The following is a 23,731-nucleotide window of genomic DNA, read 5'->3' as shown; positions in this document are numbered from 1 at the left end:
AGAGTCGGTTGTAAATTTGCTGCCATTAGCACGGTTTTGGCTAGAAAATATAAGAGGCACTAATTTTAAAATTACGACCCGACTCATAGTCTTGAACCGTATCACTGGTGTATGAAGCATGTGAGTAATACTGCTCATCCAACAAGTTTTCGATACCAAAGGTCAAAGTTAAATTTGGCGCGCTAGCAGGAAGCCACTGGGCACTGATGTTGTGAACGTCGTAACCTTTTTTATTAATGTCAGCACCTCCATACACCACGTCATCACTTAATGTCACGAGGGTTGTCCAATTAACATTTACGTCGTATTCGGTAAACTCATAACCTAGGCCGAGTGATAAGCTATCACCTACCTCGTAGCGTAATACTTCACCGGTTTCTTGGCTTTCAGAGTTTGAACTTGAGTAAGTTAAACGCGCATTAAAATCATCTTTGCGCATGGTTAGCGTTGATTCGACACCCTTAATGACATAGTCACCTGAGTTGACATATTCACCTACAGGATTGCCTTTGCCCACAGACCAATTATCTATGTAATCGTTGATTTCAGTTCTAAACACATCAACAGAAAAACCTATACGGTCTAGCCCGAACACATTGTATTGTTGATACGCTGCGCCAACCGTATAGTTGACACCCGTTTCGGCTTTAAGATTTTGATCAAAAGTGGTGTCGTAATCCGTGTATGTTTCACGTAGGCCTGGGCCTTGAAATAACTCAGTGGCAGCGGCTGTCACGGTCCATTGATCGTTAACTAAGTATTTTGTAGCCAAGCCAAAAGTGAAGTCGGTCCATGTTTTATCAAGAGAATCACCCGTGCCCGGCGAGAACATATCGACTTTGTAGTGGTTATATCTAATGCCTGGAGTGACCGACAACTTGTTGGTTAATGCAATTTCATCTTCAAGGTAAATCGCATGAGAGTCTGCGGTTTCTTCGTTGCTGGTAATACCTTGTTCAATAAGCTTTGATGTTTGCTCGTATCCTTCCGCGCCATAACGCAGTGTGTGAACTAAATCGCCCTGCACAACCGATTCAGCCAGCACGGTATAACCTGTATGCTTAGACTGACCTTCAGTATCTGTTGGCATGTAGCTAAGTTCATTTTGATATATGCTGGTGCGTAAATTTAGCATGTCACCGTGGTCAAGCTCATAGGCTAATGATACTGTGGTACGGGTATATTCAATCTCTTGGGTTTCGAGTTCATTACTTTCGTTATAGTTACTACCAAAGTTAGTTTTGATGTAGTAATCACCTTCATCGGTATACTTGTCGTAAGACAACTCAAAGCGACTATGATCATCGACATCCCAGCCTAACTTCATTATGCCGTTAGTGATTTCCCCTTCGTTTCCTTGAACTTCGTTTCCATCACCATCATCAAAGTTATGGCGATCGGTATAAGTAAGATAACCTAAGGCGTCGATACTGTCGGTAAGCTGAGCGTAAACCGTCGCAGAACCGCCTGCAGAATCGTTGCTTGAATAATCAGCGTGTAAGCGGGCACCAAAGTCTTGTTGTGGGTCAAGTAAATCGGCTGCATCTTTGGTTTCAAACGCCACACCACCAGAGAGACCACCAGTGAGTACAGAATTGGTACCAACGTTGATATCAACCGCTTTTAAAATATCAGCATTGATTAACAAGTTTCCTGAATGGTGAAACATGTTGTTGTTTTGGGTAACGCCATCAACGGTGATGTTTAAATCTAATTCATCGACGCCACGAATATTGATGCCTTGCACCATTGAATGTGAGCCGCCGACATCAATACCTGCCTGGTCGCGTAATAAGTCACTTAAATGGTCTGCTTGTCTTTTTTCAATATCATCTTGTAATAAAGAACCATTGGTAATGGTGGTGCCCCACACTTCAATTTTTTCTATTTTGTCTGTGGTATCTGCAGCAATAGCATTAAAAGAAAAACCGGTTAACAAGGTACTGATGACAATGACTAAATGAGTTCGTGCCAAAGGAGAAGAATAAGTCGTGATCATTAGTTTAACAACACCAATCTAAATGAGAATGGTTACCATTAGACTTATCATTGAGATGTTATGCAACCAAGAACGAATACTCTGGCTGCATAATAACTATTTAATTATTGAATAACTGCTCATTTATTAAACTCCTGAACCATTTGCATACAGGGTCGTTGTGATAGCGTTGATGCCAATATAAACAAACCTGTGATTGATCGATGTTAAGCTCATTGGGTGCAGGACGTGATATGAGTGAGTAATGCTGGCATAGTTCATCAGCAAAATGGTTCGGCACATAGAAAATCACATCACTGTTTTCGGTAATAGTACCGATATTATCAAAGTTTTTTAGGCGTATTGGCGTGGAGATATTGTCAAACCCAAGGGCTTCAAAACAATGAGCAATCGATAACAATTTTTCACCCTGAACCGAAATTTGCCCAAAATGACACTGACTTAACCGTGCTATAGTTAATGGCGTATTAGCCAGTTGATGGTTTTTCGCCATCAATAAAACAAACTCCCTTTCAAATAAAGGGATACGATACAGTTTATCTTCTGCAACCGATGGTTGGTGCCCTGTTACCACAAAATGCACATCACCTTTTAATAAATCGGCAAATTGTGGTTTAGGGCTGGTGTCTATTTCAAGGGTTATGTTGGGCGCTTTTAATCTAAAATCTTGAATTAACGCCCGAATAAGCACACTCATTTGTGGCGGTAAACCAAACAGCTTTATAGTCGCCTCACTGGTAAGAGGGTCAAAACCTTGTTTATTAACTAACGCTTCTACTTTGTTAAGTATCGAGTTTAAGTCTTGCTGAATGGATTGCGCTTTGGGCGTTAATTGGTAGCCACCCGACATACGGATTAATAACGGGTCATCGAAAAGTTGGCGTAACTTATTTAAAGAACGACTAATGGATGGCTGACTGATCCCCAATGTTAATGCCGTATTACTGACATGCTTTTCTTCAAGCAATTGCTTTAAGATAATCAGTAAATTGAGATCGAGTTGATTTATATTCATGGAGGTTAACCATCTAGCGGCGTAAATACTGGTTTCGATTCTAGCATTGAAATAGTACGAAAAATATCGCAACGCTTGTCACTGCTGCCATTGGAAATGATTTACAGCAGGCTCTTTCCTGCAACAGAAGTTATAAAGATTATTATCCACGGCCTTGAAATGGTCATTGGCTTTACCGCTTACTCGAATGTAAAGCCAAATTCAGTGAGCTAATTTAACGATATTGTTGGCACAAGGTATCAAAATCATCTTTGGGGTTAAGTAAAAATTGTTTACCCACTAAAGAGATGACTTCAGTTTCTGCAATATAGGGATTATTGATTTTAAAAATCACCCTGTTATTCAATTTGGCCTTAAGTAAATACTCACAATGATGTTGATAAAAGAATTGATCAAATTGACCATTTTCGATGATTCGTTGTAAACCAACTTCAATTCGTTTCGCGAGTCGTGGTTGATTAGGCGAAACGTAATAGTAAGTCACCAATGGGATATGCAGCATAAGGTGTTCATCAACCATTAATTCGGGGTACTGCAGACTAAACAGTGAAACTTCCTGAAAAACCTCATTAACTCCACGTCCAAATGTGACAAAACGTCCTTTAGATAGCATGTTAAACAAATTTTCGTAAAGCGTACTTTCTACTACTTCAAAGCCTGCTTGTTGCATAGCCACTTTAGTCGACCATTGACTGCCCGAACCGGTTTTAAGAGAAATGAGCTGATCTAGAGTTGTGATATTAGCAAGCATACTCACATTGTCTTTTTTAATAATAAATAATCGAAAACCCTGGATCCCTTTCCGAATAGGGATTCTTATCGGAATAAGCTCTTCATTCCAGTTCTCTTTGGATGCTTCGGCAATCACATTAATACCGTCACCTTCTTTTAATGACCTAAAAATACGATTTCGACTCATGTGCATATCGGTCACTAGCAAACTGCCCTCTCCAAAATCGGCTGTAGTGGCTTGTATTACCAGGGCTAACAATTCATAAGTGTATTGATATCGACTATCCAATTCTGATTCAGAACGATTAATCATAAATTGGTCATTAGATTGGCAGGTTGGACTCGCCACGATGCCCGCTAATATTAGCAAGCTTAATACTATGTAAAATCGCAAAGGAGAATTCATAGATTTACTCGTGGAAGGTGAAAAATCGAAAGGATGGCAATTCATTGAAGCAGAAAGAGTCAAAATAAATTAATAAAAATCAGACACCTTGAGCTTATATTTGTAAGCATAGGCTGGCACTGTATAAATATCAACCAATGATAATGGAAGCTGTGAAGGAGTCCACAGACAATGCACTCTTAATCTTATAGAGCACCTATATAATGCAACGCAATGGCCAGTAACAGATCATAGTTAACGAATATTTGTCGTGCGATAACAATAAACCTCAACTCAGAAAAATCCGAGTTGAGGTTTATTAAGCTTAACTTATGTTTAATACAACATTACGCGACAGATTGTTGCTCCACAGGATGACTTTTACCGTCATGCTTTGGACAATAATATTTAGCAAACATGGTTAACAGCGCTTCACGACGAATGACGCCACATAACCGGCCATTTTCAACCACGGGATACACACTCGGCACTGCCGCTGAAGCATCACGTAAACGCTCTTCATAACTCTGATATCCACCACTGATGTACATACCAGAATCAGTTACTGGGAATAATTTTTTCTTGTCTACCACCATAAACTCTAATAACTGCGCGACATTTTCAGTGGGTGAAACCGTCAGCATCTTAGTTTGCATTATGTCTTTAACTGAAAGGGGTAATGTGGCAGAAAACTCTTCAGACCACAGTGAGCGCATAAGATCTTGCTCAGACACAAAGCCTAATAGTTGCTGCTTACTGTCTACAACTGGAGCGCTACGCACATTATCATTCGCGAGTAATATAAGCGCCTGATAAAGTGTCATATCGATTGAAAGCATAGTGGGTTTGCTGTCCATTAATTCACTCACGATAAGTTTTTGGATTTTATTTTTCATGGCTAAATACTCTTTACTGGGTTGATGTTGAATGTGTGCAGAAACGTCGTTTTGTTGAAGCGATTCTGACACCGACAAATTTTGCTGGAGTTCGGGTGTGTGAATATGTTGATGAGTACCAACATAAGTGTCATTAAAAGGACTAATGTGTAACGATGGCGCATTGTTAAGGGCTTTAACGCCTTTGTTATCTATCCAGTAATACCCCAGACCGACAAATACCGCGCCACCCAAAATGTTGCCTAATGTCACAGGGATTAAGTTATGAAGCACAAAGTTACTGATGGTTAAGTCTGCAAACAGTTGTGGGGCAACGCCTAAAGCGATGAAATATTCATTGCCAGCAAAGTGTTGAATGGCAATACCCAGTGGCACCATAAACAAGTTGGCAATACTGTGTTCAAAGCCACTAGAGACAAACATCGCCACCGGCAATATCAGCAATAACGATTTAGCCAGCGCATCTTTGCAGCTAAAGGTCATCCAAACCCCTAAGCAAACAAGTAAGTTACACAAGGTGCCTAAGGCAAAAGCCTGGCTCCAATCATGATGAATTTTATGTTGGGCAACATGCAGGGCATTTAGGCCCCACTCATTACCATCTAAGCCGTGCATTTTCGACATCATCACCAGTAGCAGTATCAACATGGCGCCACATAAATTGCCGAGATATACCCGCATCCAACAATAGAGTAACTGCCTAGTGGTCACTCGCTTTTGTGCCCAGGCGATGGCGCTTAATACCGTACTGGTAAAGAGCTCGCCGCCAAGCACTACCACAAGAATTAACCCTAAACTAAACGCGACTCCGCCACTGAACCGAACTAAGCCCCACGAACTTTGAGCAGAACCAGTCGTAACAGTGAGATAAAACACAAATGCGAGTGCGATAAATGCCCCTGCAAATACCGACAAACCAAATGACTGTGCAACATGTTTAGTGACTTTAGCGTGTCCGTAATCTGCCGCTTTTTCAAAAGGGCTCATTAGTGCAGGCTTTTCAACCACAGCAAGATGATTTACCTGCCGGCTAAGACGTTGCTGGTGAGCCGCCTCCTGGGAATGAAGCCCTCTCATAATGTCTTCCGCAAGTTAGTACGGATCCCATTGATAGATGAATAGACATAGGCGATATACATGGGTAACTCCTTGAATTTGTTTTTAAGTACGCATTCAGAATACCCCAAGGAATTTAAAATAATATTGAGTCTTTTTTAGGTGAGCCATCAATAATATTGATACTCATAAATATTAGAAAAAGGATATTTACACGCGATATGGCAAGGGTTAAGAGGATGTTGTTCATGCTCAAGCCGCCAACATAAACTGAGCCATATTGAGCAAAATCGGCCAATGTTAATCCCATAAACTGCGCATGTTTGATATCAAAGCACCTTAGAAACTCAGGCTGCACGCCAAAAAGTAAACTTGATACCGAGTATCAGTTTTTCAGGTAAAAAATAACAAAAAGTGAATCCGATAAGTTTTTATGGATATCGTTAAGACGAGATGGGGCTAACAAACGCAGTTGGCTTGTAAAAGCGATGTCATCAGCACGTGATACCACGCAGAAATGGCAGGAGGTAAGAGTAAATGCGTGCTGCGTAATAGGAATCCAGCCAAATACTTGAGCCGTTTGTTTAATAGGATAATAAACAAAAAATCTTAAGCTTAAACGCAGATAAAGTTCAGGATTTAAACAAAAGTTTGTTATACTCCGCGGCCGCTTATCGATGGCGCCCAAATTGGGTATCCCACTCAAGCTTAACGTTTTTCAACTATCCTAAGAAGTTAACAACACTGTTAAGCATGAATTTAGCCATTTCATAAGGCTAACGGCCCAAATTATCTAGATTGAACTTGTGTAGCGGACATGCTTAATACAACTAAATCGCTTTGTTTTGATGTACATACAGGAACCGCACCATGAAATTCGAATCTTTTAGCTTCGCCCCAGAAATATTACGCGCGATCGCTGAGTGCGGTTATCAATCTATGACGCCAGTTCAACAACAAGCAATCCCGGCGATTCGTCGCGGTGAAGATGTATTAGCCAGCGCGCAAACAGGTACCGGTAAAACCGCAGCATTTGCCTTGCCTATATTGCAAAGAATGTGCGAAAACCCAAGAGAGACCATGCCGTCGAATACGCGCACGTTAATTCTGACGCCGACTCGTGAGCTTGCCGCTCAGGTAGCTGACAATATTAGCGCCTACAGTAAACACCTAAATTTAACCGTATTGACCATTTATGGTGGCGTAAAAGTCGACACGCAAGCGCAAAAGCTTAAACGTGGCGCTGACGTGATTGTGGCGACACCAGGCCGATTACTTGAACACATCACAGCCTGTAACTTGAGTCTGTCGAATGTTGACTTTTTAGTGCTTGATGAAGCAGACCGTATGTTAGATATGGGCTTTAGTGCCGATATTAAAAAAATTCTGCAAGCGGTAAACAAAAAACGCCAAAACATGTTGTTCTCGGCCACCTTCTCAACTGAAGTGAAAAAACTTGCGAACGACATGCTCGATAAGCCTAAAGTGATTACAGTTGATAAGCAAAACACCACCGCAGCAACGGTTAGCCAGGTAATTTATCCGGTTGAGCAACGTCGTAAGCGTGAATTATTGTCTGAGCTGATTGGCACTAAAAACTGGCGCCAGGTGCTAGTCTTTACTGCCACGCGTGACGCCGCAGACAAATTAGTAAAAGAATTAAACCTAGACGGTATTCCGTCTGGTGTGGTGCACGGCGAAAAAGCCCAGGGTAGCCGTCGCCGTGCATTACGTGAGTTTGTTGAAGGTAAAATTCGTGTCTTAGTTGCCACTGAAGTTGCTGCTCGTGGTCTTGATATTCAAAACCTTGAATACGTGGTTAACTATGATTTGCCTTTCTTGGCCGAAGATTATGTTCACCGTATTGGCCGTACTGGCCGTGCAGGTAAAACCGGTGTAGCCATCTCTTTTGTGAGCCGTGAAGAAGAGCGCACGTTAGCTGACATTGAAAAATTAATCGGTCAACCTATTCGCCGCGTAACCGTGCCAGGATATGAAGTAGGCAGTCGTGAAATGTTGCTTAAGCAAATTGAAAAGCGTCGTAGCTTTGCTAAAAAGCAACAACGTAGCGACAACGTTGGCGCACAGATGATTGCCGAGAAAAACATGGACGGTCGTCGTGTTAAAGTCGGTAAAACCAGCAGCACGGTAAAGTACAAAAAGATTAAGTAACCTCGACTCAATATATTTTACCTACCCGCTGTTAAGCGGTCGGCAAACAAAAAGACGCTTCGGCGTCTTTTTTGCTTTTGAATGAAATTATTACTGTTATTTGCAGGTCTGCTTTTGTAACTTATACGTACTCATATGACATCGAGTACTTCAGGACAACACTACACAAGGACTTATCATGTTAAAAAACCTGCTCATTGCCTCAACGTTAGCACTAACCAGTTTTGTCAGTATTGCGAAACCGATTGCCAGTGACGAAAACAATGTGATGCCACTTCTCAATGGCCACCAGATACCCGCCATAACGCTACAAGATGTTGATGGTAAAGCGGTTGAACTCGATAAGCTGGTGGCACAAAAACCGACTATATTCTTCTTTTATCGTGGCGGTTGGTGTCCATTTTGTAATTCACAAATGGGCCAATTAAAAGCCATTGAACCGAAACTGATTGAGATGGGATTTCAGTTAGTGGGGATTTCACCCGACACCCCTGAAAAAATGCGCGCATCATTGACCGAACAAAAACTCGATTATTTATTGTTATCAGACAGCTCATTGACCGCATCACAAGCCTTTGGTTTAGCTTATTATACCAGTGCTGATATCACCAAAAAATACACCGCCAGTGTGGTGACCAATGAATTATTCACCACTCCTGAGGGTGAAAAACGCCTGGTACTTCCTGTTCCTGCTGTTTATCTGGCAGATAAAAATGGCTTAATTCATTTTCAATATGTCAACCCAAACTACAAAGTGCGCCCAGCTCCTGAGCTTATTTTGGCCGCTGCGGGTCTTTTGGCTAAATAAGCTGCACGCAATAATTTAGTCTCAATAATAAGCCAGCATTAGCATTGCTGGCTTATTATTATCTCCCCTTTCTAACTCACTCGTACCGAGTTTTTTCAAGCCACTTATCCCTATAAAACACAATCGTCCATCACAAAATATGACCAAAATAGCAATAAAATAGCGATTTATTGATTTTTGTATTGGATTTTTAATCACGCATCTCGCTACACTGTTCGCCATATAAAAATATCACTCTACAAAGGCTGTAAATCATCATGTCCATTCCTACTACATTCGGTACAGCAAATACCTCAGGAACCATTAAAGCCATGCTGTTAGGTTGCGGTGAGCTTGGCAAAGAAGTCGCGATTGAACTGCAACGTTTCGGAATTGAAGTGATTGGTGTTGATCGCTATCCAAATGCCCCAGCGATGCAAATTGCCCATCGTTTTCATGTCATTAATATGCTTGATGCTCAGGCACTCAAAGCCATTATCGAATTAGAAAAGCCAGATTTGGTTATTCCTGAGATTGAAGCTATCGCGACCCAAACACTGGTTGAGCTAGAACAACAAGGCTTACATGTAGTGCCAACAGCAAATGCTGCCAAATTAACCATGGACCGTGAAGGTATTCGCCGCTTAGCCGCTGAAACCTTGGCCCTGCCTACATCACAATACTTCTTTTGCGATACCCAGGCTGAGTTTGAACATGCGGTAGCTCAAATAGGTATTCCCTGTGTTGTAAAGCCGGTCATGAGCTCATCGGGCAAAGGCCAAAGCGTAATTAAGTCGAGCGAGACTATCGCCAAAGCCTGGGCTTATGCACAAGAAGGCGGTCGGGCAGGTAAAGGACGAGTGATTGTAGAAGCCTTTATTCCCTTTGATTATGAAATCACCTTACTCACTATTAGCGCGGTCAATGGCATTCATTTTTGCGACCCGATAGGTCACAGACAAGAAGATGGTGACTACCGTGAATCATGGCAGCCGCAGGTGATGGCGGATGTTGTTTTGCAAAAAGCTCAAGCCGTCAGTAAAAAAGTGGTTGAAGCATTAGGTGGCTATGGTTTATTTGGCGTTGAGTTGTTTGTAAAAGGTGATGAGGTGTTTTTCTCTGAAGTGTCGCCAAGACCTCATGATACCGGTTTAGTGACACTCATTAGCCAGGACTTATCCGAATTTGCTTTGCACGTTCGCGCCATCTTAGGTTTGCCTATCAGCAATATCGCTCAGCATGGCCCAAGCGCCTCGGCGGTGATTTTAGCTGAAGGAACCTCGACCAATATTCGCTATCAAGGCATGGCACAAGCGTTAGCGCCTGCCGATACTCAATTACGTTTATTTGGTAAACCGGATATCGATGGCCGTCGCCGCTTAGGCGTTGCATTAGCGCGTGACACCACGGTAGAAAGCGCCATTGAAAAAGCCAAAACGGTCGCCAGCCACATCAAGGTATTATTTTAATTTGCACAGCCTTTAGCTAGGTTGAAAGCTTTTAGCAGTGGAAATAGCCTTTAGCGGAGAGAGAGCCTTGAGCTAAACTCAAAAGAAAGCCGTAAATCATTGCGGCTTTCTTATATTGAGCAAACTTCTTTTAACCGTTTACGCAATTAACCACATTTCCTTGCTGAAACTGCTTCACATTATTAACCGCAATATTGAGCAGGTTTTGCCTTGCTTGCAAGGTTGCCCAGGCGATGTGCGGCGTAATGGTGATATTGGCAGCACTTAACAACGGATTCTCTGGGCTTGGTGGCTCAGTGGATAACACATCAACCGCGGCAAAGCCGTTATTTTGATTAAGCCACTGCGCTAAATCGGTTTCATTAATTAAATCGCCACGGGCGGTATTGACTAATAAGCACCCCGGCTTAAGTAGCCCTAAACTATCTCTGTTTATCATGTATTGGGTGGCAGCACTTAGCGGGCAATGAAGCGAAATAATGTCAGCGTGTTTAAGTAAGTTGTCGCGCTCACACCACTGAATCTTGTCAGGCAGGCCAGTTTTAGGCTTAGCACTGGTCACCAACACTTTCATGCCAAATGCGGCGCCTAAGTTAGCCACTTGTTGGCCAATGTCGCCATAACCGATCACGCCTAACGTTAACCCTTTCAATGAGGTTAATGGACTTAAGGTAAAACAAAAATCTCGACTGGCACTCCACTGCCCTGCTTTTACTGCCTGGTCATGCAATGCCACTTGTTGGTGATGATGTAGAATATGGGCAAACACCATTTGCGCGACGGCATCTGGGCCGTAGGCGGGAATATTGGTTACGGTAATTTGCAGCTGACTCGCACTGTGAATATCGACAACATTCGTGCCGGTTGCCAATACACCAATATAACGCAGTTGCCCTAATTGACTGAGGGTTTGCGCATTAAGTACGGTTTTGTTGGTTAATACAATCTGTGCACCCTGGCAGCGATTAACAATCTCATCAGCTAAGGTATGATCGTAAATGTGACACTCACCTAAAGATTGTAATGCCTGCCAGTCGAGATCGCCTGGGTTAAGCGTATAACCGTCTAATACCACTATTTTCATGAACAACCTCAATCCTTTAGGTTAAATATTAACGCATTGAACGCGATGTTTTAATGCGCTCATAAGCGGCTTGAATATCTTGCGCTTTGGTTTTAGCCAGGGCCATCATTTCTTCTGGCAAGCCTTTGGCCACCAGCTTATCTGGATGATGTTCGTTCATTAATTTACGATAAGAGCGCTTAACCTCTTGGTCGCTGGCAGATTCAGAGACACCTAACATGACATAAGCGTCGGTCAGTGGCATTTTATTGCCCTGTGGCGATTGATGATGGCTAAACTCAGCTTGCCAACGTGCCAGCATCGCATCTAGTTGCGATGCCATCCCCAACTTATTGGCGATAACCGATAAAATTTGTTTCTCGTTTGCGTGCAATTCGCCGTCAGACAATGCCGTTTGGATTTGGATCTCCAAAAACATTTGCGCTAATTCGGCGCGTCCCTGAATCACATGACGAAATTGTTCTAACTGCTTAGGTAAATCAAAGTCCGCTTGTCGCCCTTGCCTAAACGCTTCTTGGGCATCAATACGTGATTGACCAGATAATTTCAGCTGGTCCATAAGCATGGTCGCAATACGAATATCATTTTCGGTCACACGACCAGATGCTTTGGCCACATGCCCCATTACCGCAAACGTCGCATTAAAAAACATCGCCTGACGCTCGCTGCCTTTGCGCATTAATGACGACAAACCTTGGCGTTTATCGTATGCATGCCCAAGCCACAATCCTAAAAATGCACCAAAAAAACGGCCGAACATAAAGCCGATAATAAACCCGAAAACTTTACCCCAAATGCGCATTTTACCTTCCGCTGTATTTAATGGTTAAATCGACACGTCATGTGTGTTGACGTTATCAGTCACTCATCTATTGAGTCTGTAATCTGTTTTGCAACTGCTCAAGCCTGGCTAACGTGCCAACATCACACCAATAGCTATCAAAATATTCGCCTGCAATCGTTTGCTGAGCAATAGCCTGTTTAAGCAGTGGGCCTAATGCCTGTTTACCCGCGGGCACTGACTCAAAAAACTGCGGATGATAAATGCCTAATCCTGAAAAAGTCAGTTTATCTGTTTCAGTTAAGCTGAGCTTAGCATTCGCTTCAATAGCAAAGTCGCCTTGTGGATGATGCTCCGGGTTATCAACTAACCACAAAAATGCTGCCACATGTCCTTGCGAAACTTGCTCATATGCCGCACTAAAATCCGGTAAGCGATCAATAAACACATCACCATTAATCACTAAAAATGGATCATTTCCGAGCAAGGTAAGCGCCTGTTTAATCCCGCCTGCTGTTTCTAATGCTTCGGATTCAGCACTATAGCTAATTTCTAACCCCCAGCGCTGGCCATCACCAAGTATTTCTGGCAACTTATGGCCTAACCATGCATGGTTTATCACCACCTGTTTAACGCCTGTTCGAGCAAGCTTTTCAAGGTGATACTCAATTAAAGGCTTGCCCGCCACACTCACTAAGGGTTTGGGCAATGTATCTGTTAATGGGCGTAATCGCTCGCCTCGTCCGGCTGCCAAAATCATCGCTTTCATGCGTTATTCTCTACTTGATTGGCAATATTAACCTTTGCCAACTGTGCCACTCTTGGTGCAATGACGTGACTCACCCAGGCACTAAATTCTGCCATTTGCGGGTATTGTGAGCCAATATCGACAATATATTGCAAGGTTAACGGAATATCAGCCAAGTAACCGCGCTTACTATCGCGATGATATAAGCGCGCAAAAATGCCGGCCGCTTTGATATGGCGTTGTAGCCCCATTAAGTCAAACCATTGCTGGTACGTGGCAAAATCAACCTCTTGGCTGAGTAACTTGTGCTGCTTGATTAATTGATAATGATATTGCATCAATTGTTGCACCAGCTCATCAGGCCAACGTACATAGCAATCACGCAATAATGACACGGCATCGTAAGTAATAGGTCCAAGTACCGCATCTTGAAAATCAATCACCGCAAGTGCATCTTCATTAAGCAATAAATTACGGCTGTGATAGTCGCGATGCATGCCCACCTTAGGTTGCGACATCGCACTTTGTGTCAACGCCTCAAAGGTAGTGGCAATCATTTGCTGTTCATTGTCTGTTAATGTGTAATCTATGTGCGTATTCACTAACCAATCAACAAATATCATCAACTCGCGTTGAACAAACTCTGCATTATAATCCGTTAAGGGGCCAAGCTCTGTGTGAGTCACACTGGCAATGGTCGGTAACAAATTAAGCGCTTGCTGATAATAGTCAGCCACATTGTGCTGAGTAAGCACAGATAACAGTTGCTGCTCACCCACGTCGGTTTGTAACACAAAACCTTGCTCATTGCAGGTTGCCAGCACTTGCGGCACCAGTAAACCAGCCGCTTGATAGGCTTTTGCTATGGCAACAAAGGGGGCTATGGGCACCAGGTTTATCGGTGAGTCTGACACGATATAATGTTTGCCAAGATGCTGAATACGAAAATAACGACGAAAACTGGCATCACCACAAATTAATGAGGGGGTCACCTCAGCTGCAAAATATTGGTTTAACCAGTGGCTTAAGGCGACAAATCTTGGGTCAGATAAACTCATCTCAATGGCTCTTCATGAAAAATTGCTTTATTATAGCCAGCATAACATTTGGAAACAGCTAAAGAATGGAATGTTTTACTTAGCTGAGTATCTTTTTCTCTCCAAAACTTTTCCGGCATAAGAATTCATAAATTATTGACAACAATGCAGATCCGTTACTTTCTGGCACTATGCCTACTCCCCAATATTGTTTTAGCTGAAGAAGTTGAAACGACTGAAGAGCCGATAACGCAATGCTTTGTTGCGCCTCCGGTTTCTCGTTCATTTGAAGACAGAGCGGCGTTAACCGGTATTGATGACGATCAAATCGTTATTATTAGCGACTATTCTACTGCAGCATTTAATAACCAAGCGCAATTTACTGGCGATGTTAGTTTCAGCCAGGGCCAACGTCATATTGCCGCTGACAACGCCATTTTGGATCAAAAAAATCAACGCTTAAACGCCAACGGTAACTTAATCTTTAAAGATGAATTATTTACCGTTACCGCTGATTCGCTAGAAGCCCAAATGAGCACGAACAGCGCAACGCTGCAAAAAGCACAATACTGGCTTCATGGTCAGCAAGTGCATGGCGATGCTAGCAAGTTGCAAATTACTTCAGATAACAATTTATTACTGACTAAAACTAACTTTACCACTTGCCCTCCTGGCGATGAATCGTGGCTACTTGAAGCAGACCTGATTAAAATTGACAGTAAAGAAGAATGGGGCGAGATTTGGAATGCCAAGTTAAGAATTGCCGATGTACCCGTGCTGTATATTCCTTATATGACCGTACCCGTATCTGACAAACGTAAAACCGGCTTTTTATTTCCAAGCTTTAGTACCAGTACCACTAACGGCGTCGAAATTAGCACACCTTATTACTGGAACATTGCCCCAGAATACGACTTAACCTTTACCCCTGACTTTATGTCATCACGTGGCTTATTCACTAAAACTGAATTTCGATACCTTGCTGGTGAGCAACAAAACGGTCAGTTCAACGTTGAATACCTAGATAGCGACGACAAATTAACCTCAAATGAAGATCGTTATTTGTATCACTGGAGTCATCAAGGCGCGATCAACAAAAATTGGCGAGTGAGATCTGACTACACAGATGTGTCGGATAACAACTACTTTAACGATTTGAACTCAGATGTTAATCAGTCAACCGACAACCAATTGTCACGCATTGGTGAGGCCAGTTATTTCGAACGTAACTGGGACTTCAACATGCGCGTACAAGACATTAAAGTGCTTGGTGAAGATGAAAAACCTTACCAGGTCATGCCACAGCTCAATTTTAACTACCGTACAGCCGACATTTTTGATGCTATTGATTTTAAATTCAATTCAGAGCTGACTAACTTTAGTCATCAACAAAGCGAATATAATACCGCCACGCGTTTACACCTAGTGCCGAGTTTACTTTGGCCTATTCAAGGGCCTGCAGGTTCGTTTACCAGCGAAGTTAAGCTGCTGCAAACTCAATATTGGCAGCAAAACCTCGACCAGGATTCTACCTTAGACGACAGCGTAAGCCGCACCATTCCACAGGCACGCATGCACGGCCAGGTTAATTTTGAACGTGCTACGCAATGGTTCGATGAGCAATACCGCCAAACACTTGAGCCACAAATCCAATATCTATATGTGGGTTATGAAGACCAATCAAATATCGGTATTTACGACACGGCACAATTGCAAGAAGATTACTATGGGCTGTTCCGCGACCGTCAATACTCTGGCCTAGACCGTGTTGCCGACGCCAATCAATTTACACTCGGTTTTACCACTCGCTTATTTGATCATAGTAACCGTGAAAAAATGAAGTTCAGTGTGGGTCAAATCATGTATTTAGAAAACTCTAAAGTCAGCATTGACGACACCTACGAGGAAGCAACCCAGTCAACATCAGTGCTGGCAGCAGAACTAGATGCCCAGCTTTATAACGATTGGTTTATCAGTGGTTCGGTGCAACATGACACTGAAACAGGTGACAACAAAAAGAATGAAGTCACCTTAGATTATCGACCAAGTGAAGATAAACTATTGCAGTTAAGCTACCGTTTTGTGCCGGACTTATTAAATACCAACACCAATGACCAAGTGGATATTTCACAGGCGGGTGTTCGTACTTCCTGGCCATTAACAGACAGTTTATATTTTGTGGGTAACTACTATTACGACCTCAACGAATCTCGTAATATTGAAACCTACACTGGTGTACAATACGAATCATGTTGCTGGGCAGTCCGCTTAAGTTACCATTATCGTATCAACACCAATTACGATGATGATTTATCAGAAACTATTGACGGGCGTGAAGAGTTTGAAAGTGGCGTATACCTAAACTTTGTGATTAAAGGCTTAGGAGGGTCAGGTCCGTTAGGCGTCGCAGACATGCTAAATGAAGGCTTATTTAACTACCGCAAGCCACTTTACTTGAGGAATTAGTGATCTTTTGTGATAGATTGCTGAACCTAGCGATAAACTCATAGTCCAATAACAACAAACATGCTGTTGAGTATGACGTAGTAACCTTATTTTGGCGATGTATTGCCAGTTTTATTGAATCGAATGTGCCAAGGATTTTGTGGATGAAACACAGTAAAAAAATGATTTTTGCATTACTCGCACTGGCAATGAGCCAAACCAGTGTTGCAGCACCAGTAGCATTAGACCGCGTATCAGTACAAATTAATGATGGCATTGTGCTTGAAAGTGAAATCAAGAATATGATTACCACTGTTCGAGCTAACGCAAAAGCTGCGAATCAAACCCTGCCTTCAGATGAGGCATTGCGCACTCAGGTTATCGAACGTCTTATTTTAACTCATTTGCAAATGCAAATGGCAGAGCGTATTGGTTTACAAATTGGCGATCTCCAATTAGACCAAACCATCGAAAATATCGCCAAAGAACAAAAAATGTCTGTGGCGCAAATGCAGCAATCCATTGAAAGCGAAGGCACCAGCTTTAGCCAATACCGTGAACAGTTGCGTCAAGAAATCACCTTAGGTGAAATTCAACGTATTCAGGTGCAACGTCGTATTCAAGTATCACCACAAGAAATCAGTGGCTTAGTCAAACTCATCGAAGAGCAAGGCTTAAAAGATGTTGAATTCCAAATCGGTCACATCTTAATTGAAGTGCCAAGTAATCCAAGCAGTGAGCAACTAGAAAGCTCAAGTCGCCGTGCTGAAATTGTCCTTAGACGTTTAAAAGAAGGTGATGATTTCCGTAGTACAGCTATTGCATCATCTTCTGGCCCTAAAGCCCTTGAAGGCGGTATTTGGGATTTCATGAACATCAATGAGATGCCGACTTTGTTTGCTGAAGTGGTTAATAGCGCTAAAAAAGGCGATATTATTGGCCCAATAAAATCAGGTTCTGGTTTTCACATTATTAAAGTGATTGACACTCGTGGACTGCAAACTCAAGAAGTATCTGAAGTTAAATCTCGCCATATTCTTTTAAAGCCATCACCGATCTTATCGGAAGAACGTGCTAAAGCGATGCTAGATAACTTTTTAGCCCAAATCCGTAGTGGTGATGCTGATTTTGCAAAGTTAGCTAAACAGTATTCTGAAGATCCTGGTTCAGGGGCAAAAGGTGGCGAATTGGGTTGGGCAGATCCTGGGATGTACGTACCTGAATTCTCTCAAACACTAGCCAGCTTAGAAGAAGGCCAAATCAGTGAGCCATTCCGTACCACACACGGCTGGCATATTGTGCAACTTGAATCTCGTCGCACAACTGATGCAACCGACCAATTTAACAGCAACCGTGCACACCAGTTAATCTTCCGTCGTAAATTTAACGAAGAATTACAAAACTGGTTAGATGAAATGCGCTCTGAAGCTTATATTGAAATTATTGAGCCTGAAACAAAACGAGGTTAAGCAAGATCAATGACTAAACGTATTGCGATTACTCCCGGAGAACCAGCAAGTATTGGTCCCGACTTAGTCATCAAACTCGCTCAGCAGGCTTGGCCTGCTGAGTTAGTTGTTTGTGCCGATCCAGATTTATTGATGAGCAGAGCCAAATTACTTGGACTTCCTTTGCAACTCAAACCTTATCAACCGTCACAAGCGCCAATACCTCAAGCGGCAGGCACCTTAACCATAGTACCCTTTGCATTAGCAGAGCCCGCTGAGTGTGGAGTATTAAACGAAGCCAACAGTGCTTATGTTGTTGATACATTGCGTTACGCTGGCGAAAAAAACATGTCTAATGAGTTTGATGCTGTCGTTACGGGTCCCGTGCATAAAGGCATTATCAACCAAGCTGGTATTCCCTTTAGTGGCCATACCGAGTTTTTTGCCTTGCAAGCCAACTGTGCTGATGTGGTTATGATGTTAGCCACTCCGGGGTTACAAGTTGCCTTAATGACGACTCACATTCCATTAGCGTATGTCGCAAAAGCCATCACACGTGACAGATTGCACCACATCATTAGCATTTTGCACCGTGAACTGGTAAGTAAATTTGGTTTAGGTTCCCCCAAAATTTATGTATGTGGTTTAAACCCGCATGCTGGAGAAGATGGCCATTTAGGCCGTGAAGAAATTGATACCATGATCCCCGCGCTGAACGAGTTACGTGCGCAAGGTATGGATATTGTTGGCCCGTTGCCAGCAGATACTCTATTCCAGCCAAAGTATCTTGAACAAGCTGACGTGGTACTCGCCATGTATCATGACCAAGGATTACCTGTGCTTAAATCGTTAGGATTTGGCAAGTCGGTCAATATCACCCTAGGTTTACCTTATATCCGCACATCAGTCGATCACGGTACTGCATTAGAACTTGCTGGTACCGGCAAAGCGGATAGCGGCAGTTTTACCTGTGCATTAAACAAAGCCATCGAATTGGCCTCAAAAAGTAAGTAACCCATTTTAATGAGCAATAAAGTACATTTAGGCCACACGGCCAGAAAACGTTTTGGACAAAACTTTCTTACCGATCAAGGGGTGATTAGCAGCATTGTTGGTGCTATCGCACCTGATAATGATCATGTCATGATTGAAATTGGTCCAGGTCTTGGTGCATTAACCGAACCAGTTGCTGACACCATCGATAACCTAACCGTTGTTGAGTTAGACCGTGACTTAGTAGAACGTTTACAACAGCACCCCATTCTCAAAGACAAATTAACCATTCATCAGGGTGATGCGCTGCAGTTTGATTTTTCGAAATTACAACAGCCTGGCAAAAAGATGAAAGTATTTGGTAATTTGCCTTATAACATTTCAACGCCATTGATGTTCCACTTGTTTGAGTTTGCAGAGCAAATTGAAACAATGCACTTCATGCTGCAAAAAGAAGTGGTGTTACGTTTATCTGCAAGCCCTGGCACTAAAGCCTATGGCCGGTTGACTGTTATGGCGCAATACTTTTGTCAGGTTGTACCTGTTCTTGAAGTACCGCCACACTGCTTTACCCCAGCCCCAAAAGTTGACTCTGCAGTAGTGCGTTTATTGCCATATGAAGTCAAACCTTGGCCATGTAAAGATGTGAGTGTGTTACGTCATTTGTGTTCTACAGCCTTTAGTATGCGCCGTAAAACATTGCGAAATAACCTAAAAGCCTTGTTGTCCGATGATGATTTTGCCTCATTAAATATCGACTCCAGTATGCGGCCTGAACAAATCAGTGTTCCGCAGTATGTCGCGATGGCGAATTTACTGTGTGACAACAAAAAGTAATAATAAGGGCATGCCAATACGAGCATGCCCTTTTGTTTTAAGACAGGATGTAGAATGAGCCAAGTCGAATCGCCGATAAAAATAAAAGTCGACACCCAATATCTAGAACAACAATCAGATGTTGCAGACAACAAATACCTTTTTAGTTATACCATTACCATCATCAACTTAGGTGATAGCAATGTCACTCTTAAAGACCGTCATTGGATTATTACCGATGCAAACGGCAAAGAAAGTGAAGTCAAAGGCCCTGGCGTTGTCGGTGAGACCCCAACGATTTCACCCAATACCGCGTATCAATATTCGAGTGGCACAGTCATGGAAACGCCTGTTGGCTTTATGCATGGGTTTTATGGGATGGAAGATGCTCAAGGTAAACGTTTTTTAGCACCTATTCCTGCGTTTAGATTAGCCGTTCCAGGCATTTTGCAGTAAATCATGGCACACTATTTTGTTGGTGACATCCAGGGTTGCTTTGCAGAGCTAACCTTACTGTTACAAAAAGTAGACTTTAACCCATCTAAAGATGAATTGTGGGCGGTCGGTGACTTGGTCGCTCGAGGAACCGAATCATTAGCAACATTAAGATTTTTTAAGTCACTGCAAAACTCAGCAAAAGTGGTGCTCGGCAACCATGACCTGCATTTACTGGCACTTCATGGCAAATTAAAACGCCCTCACCCGCAAGATCATCTTAACGAATTACTTAACGCACCCGATATCAACCAACTAACGGATTGGATTAGACAACAACCCTTAGTTCGCACATTGTCCGAACACAATATCATCATGACGCATGCTGGCGTTCCACCACAATGGGATATTGCCACTTTGCAACAAGAAGCAAAACTGGTCAGTGTTGCCCTGCAAAGAGATGATTATTTAACGGCGCTCATTGCACAGATGTATACAGAAGATGCTGAACAATGGTCAAGTGAGCTACAAGGTATAAATCGATTACGCTATTGCATCAATGCCTTAACCAGAATGCGTTTTTTGCACTCCGATGGTCGCCTTGATTTTAAATGTAAAACACCACCACAACAGCAAACGTCATCTGAACTTTCGCCATGGTTTGAATTTCCATCGCGCTGTGCTCCACAAAATACAATTGTGTTTGGCCATTGGGCGGCATTAATGGGTCACACTTCTGATCCACATTTTATGGCATTAGACACAGGCTGTTGCTGGGGAGAACACCTTACACTCTGGCATCTTGAAAAGAATGAAAAAATTACCCAAAAAAGGTTAATTTAACGTTAAACTAAAGTAGCAATTTGCCGATAGCCAATACAATCGTATTGATTATCTAGGGCCTGTTGCAAAAGCTCAAACTACCCTATAAATAAAAGTGAAGCGTTAATCAATATCATTGGTGTATGTCAATACCATTGGTAAAAGTCAATAAATTCCCTTACAGGATGCTGCACAAAAAAGTGACTGATAGAAATATGAGAATTAATGAAATTTGCCTGAGAAACACCTATTTGTTAATCGACTCAATATCAATATCACTTAATATTAAAACCAGGATCAAATAATAATAGTCGGAGTATTGTATGAAAATTAATGTAGCGACCAGGGTTATTGGCGGTTTTACCGTTGTAACACTGTTACTTGTGGTCCTCGGGATTGTAACTCTACTCAGTAACAACAGTATCAAGGACGGCACAACCATCCTTAAAACTGTCAGCTTACCGGCGTTAGAAGCGACCAGTATTTTAAGTGAAAACCTCAGCACGCAACAGATCGAAGCCGTACTTGCATATTACAGTACTCACTCATCTAAAATTCCGGCTATCGAGAACAAACTGAGCGAACTCGACAATCGTTTTAAAAGCGATTTGACTCGTTTAGGCAGTTTAGTCAGTCAACAGGCTCAACTAGCCTCTCCGTTAGACGGGTTAACAAAAAGCTATAACGTGTATGAAGCAAGCGCAAACACCATGCTAAATGAAAGAGAAAGCGCACTTAGCTTACAGGAACAACTCTTAAAAATGCGCAGCAACTTAGAAAATGCCGCTGATGACTCATCGTCTATTCTACTCGACGTGATTGACTTAGAAACAAGTGAAGATGAAACTGAGCGCAGTCTGGCCGCATCAGCCAGTTTAGTTGATGGCACATTAATTAATATTATTACGACTATTTACGACTTAGTTGCTGCAACCGAACAAAGTAAGTATGACCTTATCATTAAAGAACTTGATTATATGGTCAGCGAAGCAACAACCAAAATCGACTACATTAACCGCCAGGGTGCTGGCGTTATCAGCAGCTCAATTTTAGAAGACTTGTCTGCCGAAAGCGCAAAAGTCTTTACATTGCTTAACGGTAATGACTCAATAATTGTACTAAAGCAACAACAGCTCAATCATGAATTTGCTGCAACAAAGCAATTAAACGATACGCAAACTGCAGCAAAAGATGTTAATGCAAAAATGACAGTATTAGCTAAATCAATTGACACTTTTGCTGGAGATATCAGCAATGAAGCACTTAGCATCATTGATTCTGCATTTTATAAAACCCTAGGCGTGGTGTTGTTTGCGATAGTCGTTGCCATTGTGGTGAGCATTGCCGTTATTACTCCTTTGACCAAGTCCTTAGAGAAAGTGAACCAGGCATTAAACGTGTTAGCGTCTGGTGACCTCACCCACAAGTTAGATGATTCAGGACATGATGAGTTTGCCGAACTGGCTAAAAACTGTAACCGCTTAGTGGACAGTTTGCGAAGCTTAATTGTAGGTATTGTTGACCGCGCTAATCAGCTTGCGGCGGCGGCAGAAGAAACCTCTGCCATTACCTCGCAAACCACAATTGGTATTCAAGAGCAAAAAAGTCAGGTTGATCAGGTTGCTACCGCAACAACAGAATTAAGCTCAAGTGCACAACAGGTTTCAATGAGTGCCGATCAAGCATTAAACGAAATCAAGCAAGCCGATCAAGAAGCTCAGCACATGCGGTCACTTGCAGAAGAAAGCAAAAACACCATCCTCGCATTGGCAGATGAAGTGGCTAAAGCAGGTATTGTGATTAATAAAGTCCACTCAGACAGCGCTTCAATTGGCTCAATTTTGGATGTGATCAGAGGCATTGCAGATCAAACCAATCTATTGGCTTTAAACGCGGCTATTGAAGCCGCGCGAGCAGGCGAACAAGGCCGTGGTTTTGCTGTGGTTGCCGACGAGGTTCGTAATCTTGCGTCTCGCACCCAACACTCTACCAGTGAAATTCAGCAGATGATTGAAGTTCTTCAAGTTGGCACTCAAGAAGCGGTTGCGGTTATGGAGCTTGGACGCACACAAGCTAATAGCTGTGTAGAGAAAAATGAACAAGCTAATATTGCCCTTGAAACCATCAGTAAGTCGGTTCACAGAGCTTATGATTCGGGTAACCATATTGCCCATGCTGCACAAGAGCAAAATATTGTTAGCCAGCAGGTTTCTGAAAAACTAGAGCACATTGCATCTATATCTGAAGAAACGGCCACAGGTGCAGATCAAACAGCACAATCAAGTCATCAAGTGGCAATGCTTGCAGAAGAGTTACAAGCCTCTGTAAGAGAGTTTAAAGTATAACGGCTAGGCATATATTGTCACATATGGATAGAAGGCCCTCAGGGGCCTTTTTTATGCCTAATTTTCGTTTTTGCCTACAAAAACATAAAAAAATACCGATAATTTCTTATCGGTATTTTTTATTAAAACGTATTACGTTACATATTTAACCTGAACTCGGTATAAGGGATGAACTTATGCTATTTAACATCAACATGTTAACCCGTCTCACTTTCAAGCTTGTCATTTGTTCTGCTAACAAGGCGAATTGACGCGTCAATAGCTAG

18 protein-coding genes are annotated in these 23,731 nt (G+C 42.5%); 10 read left to right on the top strand and 8 right to left on the bottom strand.

What is annotated here, in order from left to right; genetic code table 11:
• Positions 1-40 precede the first annotated feature (40 nt).
• The 4 genes from GQA99_RS12005 to focA form a co-directional block, all read right to left on the bottom strand.
• Positions 41-1,999 (bottom strand): TonB-dependent receptor domain-containing protein, encoded by a 1,959-nt coding sequence (locus GQA99_RS12005; protein ID WP_160054116.1) that lies wholly within the window; start codon positions 1,997-1,999, stop codon positions 41-43.
• Positions 2,000-2,099: 100 nt separating this feature from the next.
• A complete protein-coding gene (locus GQA99_RS12000; protein ID WP_160054115.1) occupies positions 2,100-3,014 on the bottom strand; it encodes a LysR family transcriptional regulator in 915 nt (304 codons plus the stop codon).
• 214 nt (positions 3,015-3,228) lie between these two features.
• A complete protein-coding gene (locus GQA99_RS11995; protein WP_229785875.1) occupies positions 3,229-4,059 on the bottom strand; it encodes a hypothetical protein in 831 nt (276 codons plus the stop codon).
• Between the two features lie 419 nt (positions 4,060-4,478).
• The gene (gene focA / locus GQA99_RS11990; RefSeq protein WP_189386220.1) at positions 4,479-6,104 is read right to left on the bottom strand and encodes a formate transporter FocA; all 1,626 of its coding nucleotides are present in this window, start codon (positions 6,102-6,104) and stop codon (positions 4,479-4,481) included.
• Positions 6,105-6,953: 849 nt separating this feature from the next.
• Between focA and GQA99_RS11985 the strand changes: the two genes are divergently transcribed.
• From GQA99_RS11985 to purT, 3 genes are all read left to right on the top strand, one after another.
• Positions 6,954-8,255, top strand: a complete 1,302-nt coding sequence (locus tag GQA99_RS11985) for a DEAD/DEAH box helicase (RefSeq protein WP_160054113.1) — start codon at positions 6,954-6,956, stop codon at positions 8,253-8,255.
• A gap of 178 nt (positions 8,256-8,433) precedes the next feature.
• Positions 8,434-9,063: a peroxiredoxin-like family protein gene (locus GQA99_RS11980; protein ID WP_160054112.1), complete on the top strand. Its 630-nt coding sequence runs from the start codon at positions 8,434-8,436 to the stop codon at positions 9,061-9,063.
• A 257-nt stretch (positions 9,064-9,320) separates the two neighbouring features.
• Entirely contained in the window at positions 9,321-10,511 is a 1,191-nt protein-coding gene (gene purT, locus GQA99_RS11975; RefSeq protein ID WP_160054111.1) for a formate-dependent phosphoribosylglycinamide formyltransferase, read from the top strand.
• A 130-nt stretch (positions 10,512-10,641) separates the two neighbouring features.
• Here purT and GQA99_RS11970 read toward each other — a convergent pair whose 3' ends face one another.
• From GQA99_RS11970 to GQA99_RS11955, 4 genes are all read right to left on the bottom strand, one after another.
• Positions 10,642-11,595: a D-2-hydroxyacid dehydrogenase gene (locus GQA99_RS11970; protein ID WP_160054110.1), complete on the bottom strand. Its 954-nt coding sequence runs from the start codon at positions 11,593-11,595 to the stop codon at positions 10,642-10,644.
• 28 nt (positions 11,596-11,623) lie between these two features.
• On the bottom strand, positions 11,624-12,397 hold the full coding sequence (gene djlA, locus GQA99_RS11965) for a co-chaperone DjlA (protein WP_160054109.1): 774 nt from the start codon (positions 12,395-12,397) through the stop codon (positions 11,624-11,626).
• A gap of 67 nt (positions 12,398-12,464) precedes the next feature.
• A complete protein-coding gene (murU, locus tag GQA99_RS11960) occupies positions 12,465-13,145 on the bottom strand; it encodes an N-acetylmuramate alpha-1-phosphate uridylyltransferase MurU (protein WP_160054108.1) in 681 nt (226 codons plus the stop codon).
• Positions 13,142-14,182, bottom strand: a complete 1,041-nt coding sequence (locus tag GQA99_RS11955; protein ID WP_160054107.1) for an aminoglycoside phosphotransferase family protein — start codon at positions 14,180-14,182, stop codon at positions 13,142-13,144. Before GQA99_RS11955 ends, murU begins: the two co-directional genes overlap by 4 nt.
• A gap of 144 nt (positions 14,183-14,326) precedes the next feature.
• Here GQA99_RS11955 and lptD point away from each other — a divergent pair, with 144 nt between their 5' ends.
• The 7 genes from lptD (at position 14,327) to GQA99_RS11920 (ending at position 23,465) form a co-directional block, all read left to right on the top strand.
• Positions 14,327-16,627, top strand: a complete 2,301-nt coding sequence (lptD, locus tag GQA99_RS11950) for an LPS assembly protein LptD (protein ID WP_160054106.1) — start codon at positions 14,327-14,329, stop codon at positions 16,625-16,627.
• Between the two features lie 143 nt (positions 16,628-16,770).
• Positions 16,771-18,075 carry a peptidylprolyl isomerase SurA gene (gene surA, locus GQA99_RS11945; RefSeq protein WP_160054105.1) on the top strand — a complete coding sequence of 435 codons (1,305 nt, stop codon included), beginning with the start codon at positions 16,771-16,773 and terminating at the stop codon, positions 18,073-18,075.
• 9 nt (positions 18,076-18,084) lie between these two features.
• Positions 18,085-19,068, top strand: a complete 984-nt coding sequence (pdxA, locus tag GQA99_RS11940; RefSeq protein WP_160054104.1) for a 4-hydroxythreonine-4-phosphate dehydrogenase PdxA — start codon at positions 18,085-18,087, stop codon at positions 19,066-19,068.
• A gap of 9 nt (positions 19,069-19,077) precedes the next feature.
• Positions 19,078-19,884 carry a 16S rRNA (adenine(1518)-N(6)/adenine(1519)-N(6))-dimethyltransferase RsmA gene (gene rsmA / locus GQA99_RS11935; RefSeq protein ID WP_160054103.1) on the top strand — a complete coding sequence of 269 codons (807 nt, stop codon included), beginning with the start codon at positions 19,078-19,080 and terminating at the stop codon, positions 19,882-19,884.
• 54 nt (positions 19,885-19,938) lie between these two features.
• Positions 19,939-20,319, top strand: coding sequence for a Co2+/Mg2+ efflux facilitator ApaG/CorD (apaG, locus tag GQA99_RS11930; protein ID WP_229785874.1), 381 nt, complete (start codon positions 19,939-19,941; stop codon positions 20,317-20,319).
• Between the two features lie 3 nt (positions 20,320-20,322).
• Positions 20,323-21,141, top strand: a complete 819-nt coding sequence (locus GQA99_RS11925) for a symmetrical bis(5'-nucleosyl)-tetraphosphatase (RefSeq protein WP_160054101.1) — start codon at positions 20,323-20,325, stop codon at positions 21,139-21,141.
• A gap of 302 nt (positions 21,142-21,443) precedes the next feature.
• On the top strand, positions 21,444-23,465 hold the full coding sequence (locus GQA99_RS11920; RefSeq protein ID WP_160054100.1) for a methyl-accepting chemotaxis protein: 2,022 nt from the start codon (positions 21,444-21,446) through the stop codon (positions 23,463-23,465).
• Positions 23,466-23,731: the final 266 nt, after the last annotated feature.

It is taken from the genome of Shewanella litoralis (assembly GCF_009828585.1).
Taxonomy (GTDB): domain Bacteria; phylum Pseudomonadota; class Gammaproteobacteria; order Enterobacterales; family Shewanellaceae; genus Shewanella; species Shewanella litoralis.
This window is presented reverse-complemented; position numbering and strand designations above follow the sequence as displayed.

Coding starts and splice junctions, on each gene's coding strand:
- GQA99_RS12005 (WP_160054116.1), bottom strand. CDS start 1,999: ATGATCACGACTTATTCTTCTCCTTTGGCACGAACTCATTTAGTCATT.
- GQA99_RS12000 (WP_160054115.1), bottom strand. CDS start 3,014: ATGAATATAAATCAACTCGATCTCAATTTACTGATTATCTTAAAGCAA.
- GQA99_RS11995 (WP_229785875.1), bottom strand. CDS start 4,059: ATGATTAATCGTTCTGAATCAGAATTGGATAGTCGATATCAATACACT.
- focA (WP_189386220.1), bottom strand. CDS start 6,104: ATGAGAGGGCTTCATTCCCAGGAGGCGGCTCACCAGCAACGTCTTAGC.
- GQA99_RS11985 (WP_160054113.1), top strand. CDS start 6,954: ATGAAATTCGAATCTTTTAGCTTCGCCCCAGAAATATTACGCGCGATC.
- GQA99_RS11980 (WP_160054112.1), top strand. CDS start 8,434: ATGTTAAAAAACCTGCTCATTGCCTCAACGTTAGCACTAACCAGTTTT.
- purT (WP_160054111.1), top strand. CDS start 9,321: ATGTCCATTCCTACTACATTCGGTACAGCAAATACCTCAGGAACCATT.
- GQA99_RS11970 (WP_160054110.1), bottom strand. CDS start 11,595: ATGAAAATAGTGGTATTAGACGGTTATACGCTTAACCCAGGCGATCTC.
- djlA (WP_160054109.1), bottom strand. CDS start 12,397: ATGCGCATTTGGGGTAAAGTTTTCGGGTTTATTATCGGCTTTATGTTC.
- murU (WP_160054108.1), bottom strand. CDS start 13,145: ATGAAAGCGATGATTTTGGCAGCCGGACGAGGCGAGCGATTACGCCCA.
- GQA99_RS11955 (WP_160054107.1), bottom strand. CDS start 14,182: ATGAGTTTATCTGACCCAAGATTTGTCGCCTTAAGCCACTGGTTAAAC.
- lptD (WP_160054106.1), top strand. CDS start 14,327: ATGCAGATCCGTTACTTTCTGGCACTATGCCTACTCCCCAATATTGTT.
- surA (WP_160054105.1), top strand. CDS start 16,771: ATGAAACACAGTAAAAAAATGATTTTTGCATTACTCGCACTGGCAATG.
- pdxA (WP_160054104.1), top strand. CDS start 18,085: ATGACTAAACGTATTGCGATTACTCCCGGAGAACCAGCAAGTATTGGT.
- rsmA (WP_160054103.1), top strand. CDS start 19,078: ATGAGCAATAAAGTACATTTAGGCCACACGGCCAGAAAACGTTTTGGA.
- apaG (WP_229785874.1), top strand. CDS start 19,939: ATGAGCCAAGTCGAATCGCCGATAAAAATAAAAGTCGACACCCAATAT.
- GQA99_RS11925 (WP_160054101.1), top strand. CDS start 20,323: ATGGCACACTATTTTGTTGGTGACATCCAGGGTTGCTTTGCAGAGCTA.
- GQA99_RS11920 (WP_160054100.1), top strand. CDS start 21,444: ATGAAAATTAATGTAGCGACCAGGGTTATTGGCGGTTTTACCGTTGTA.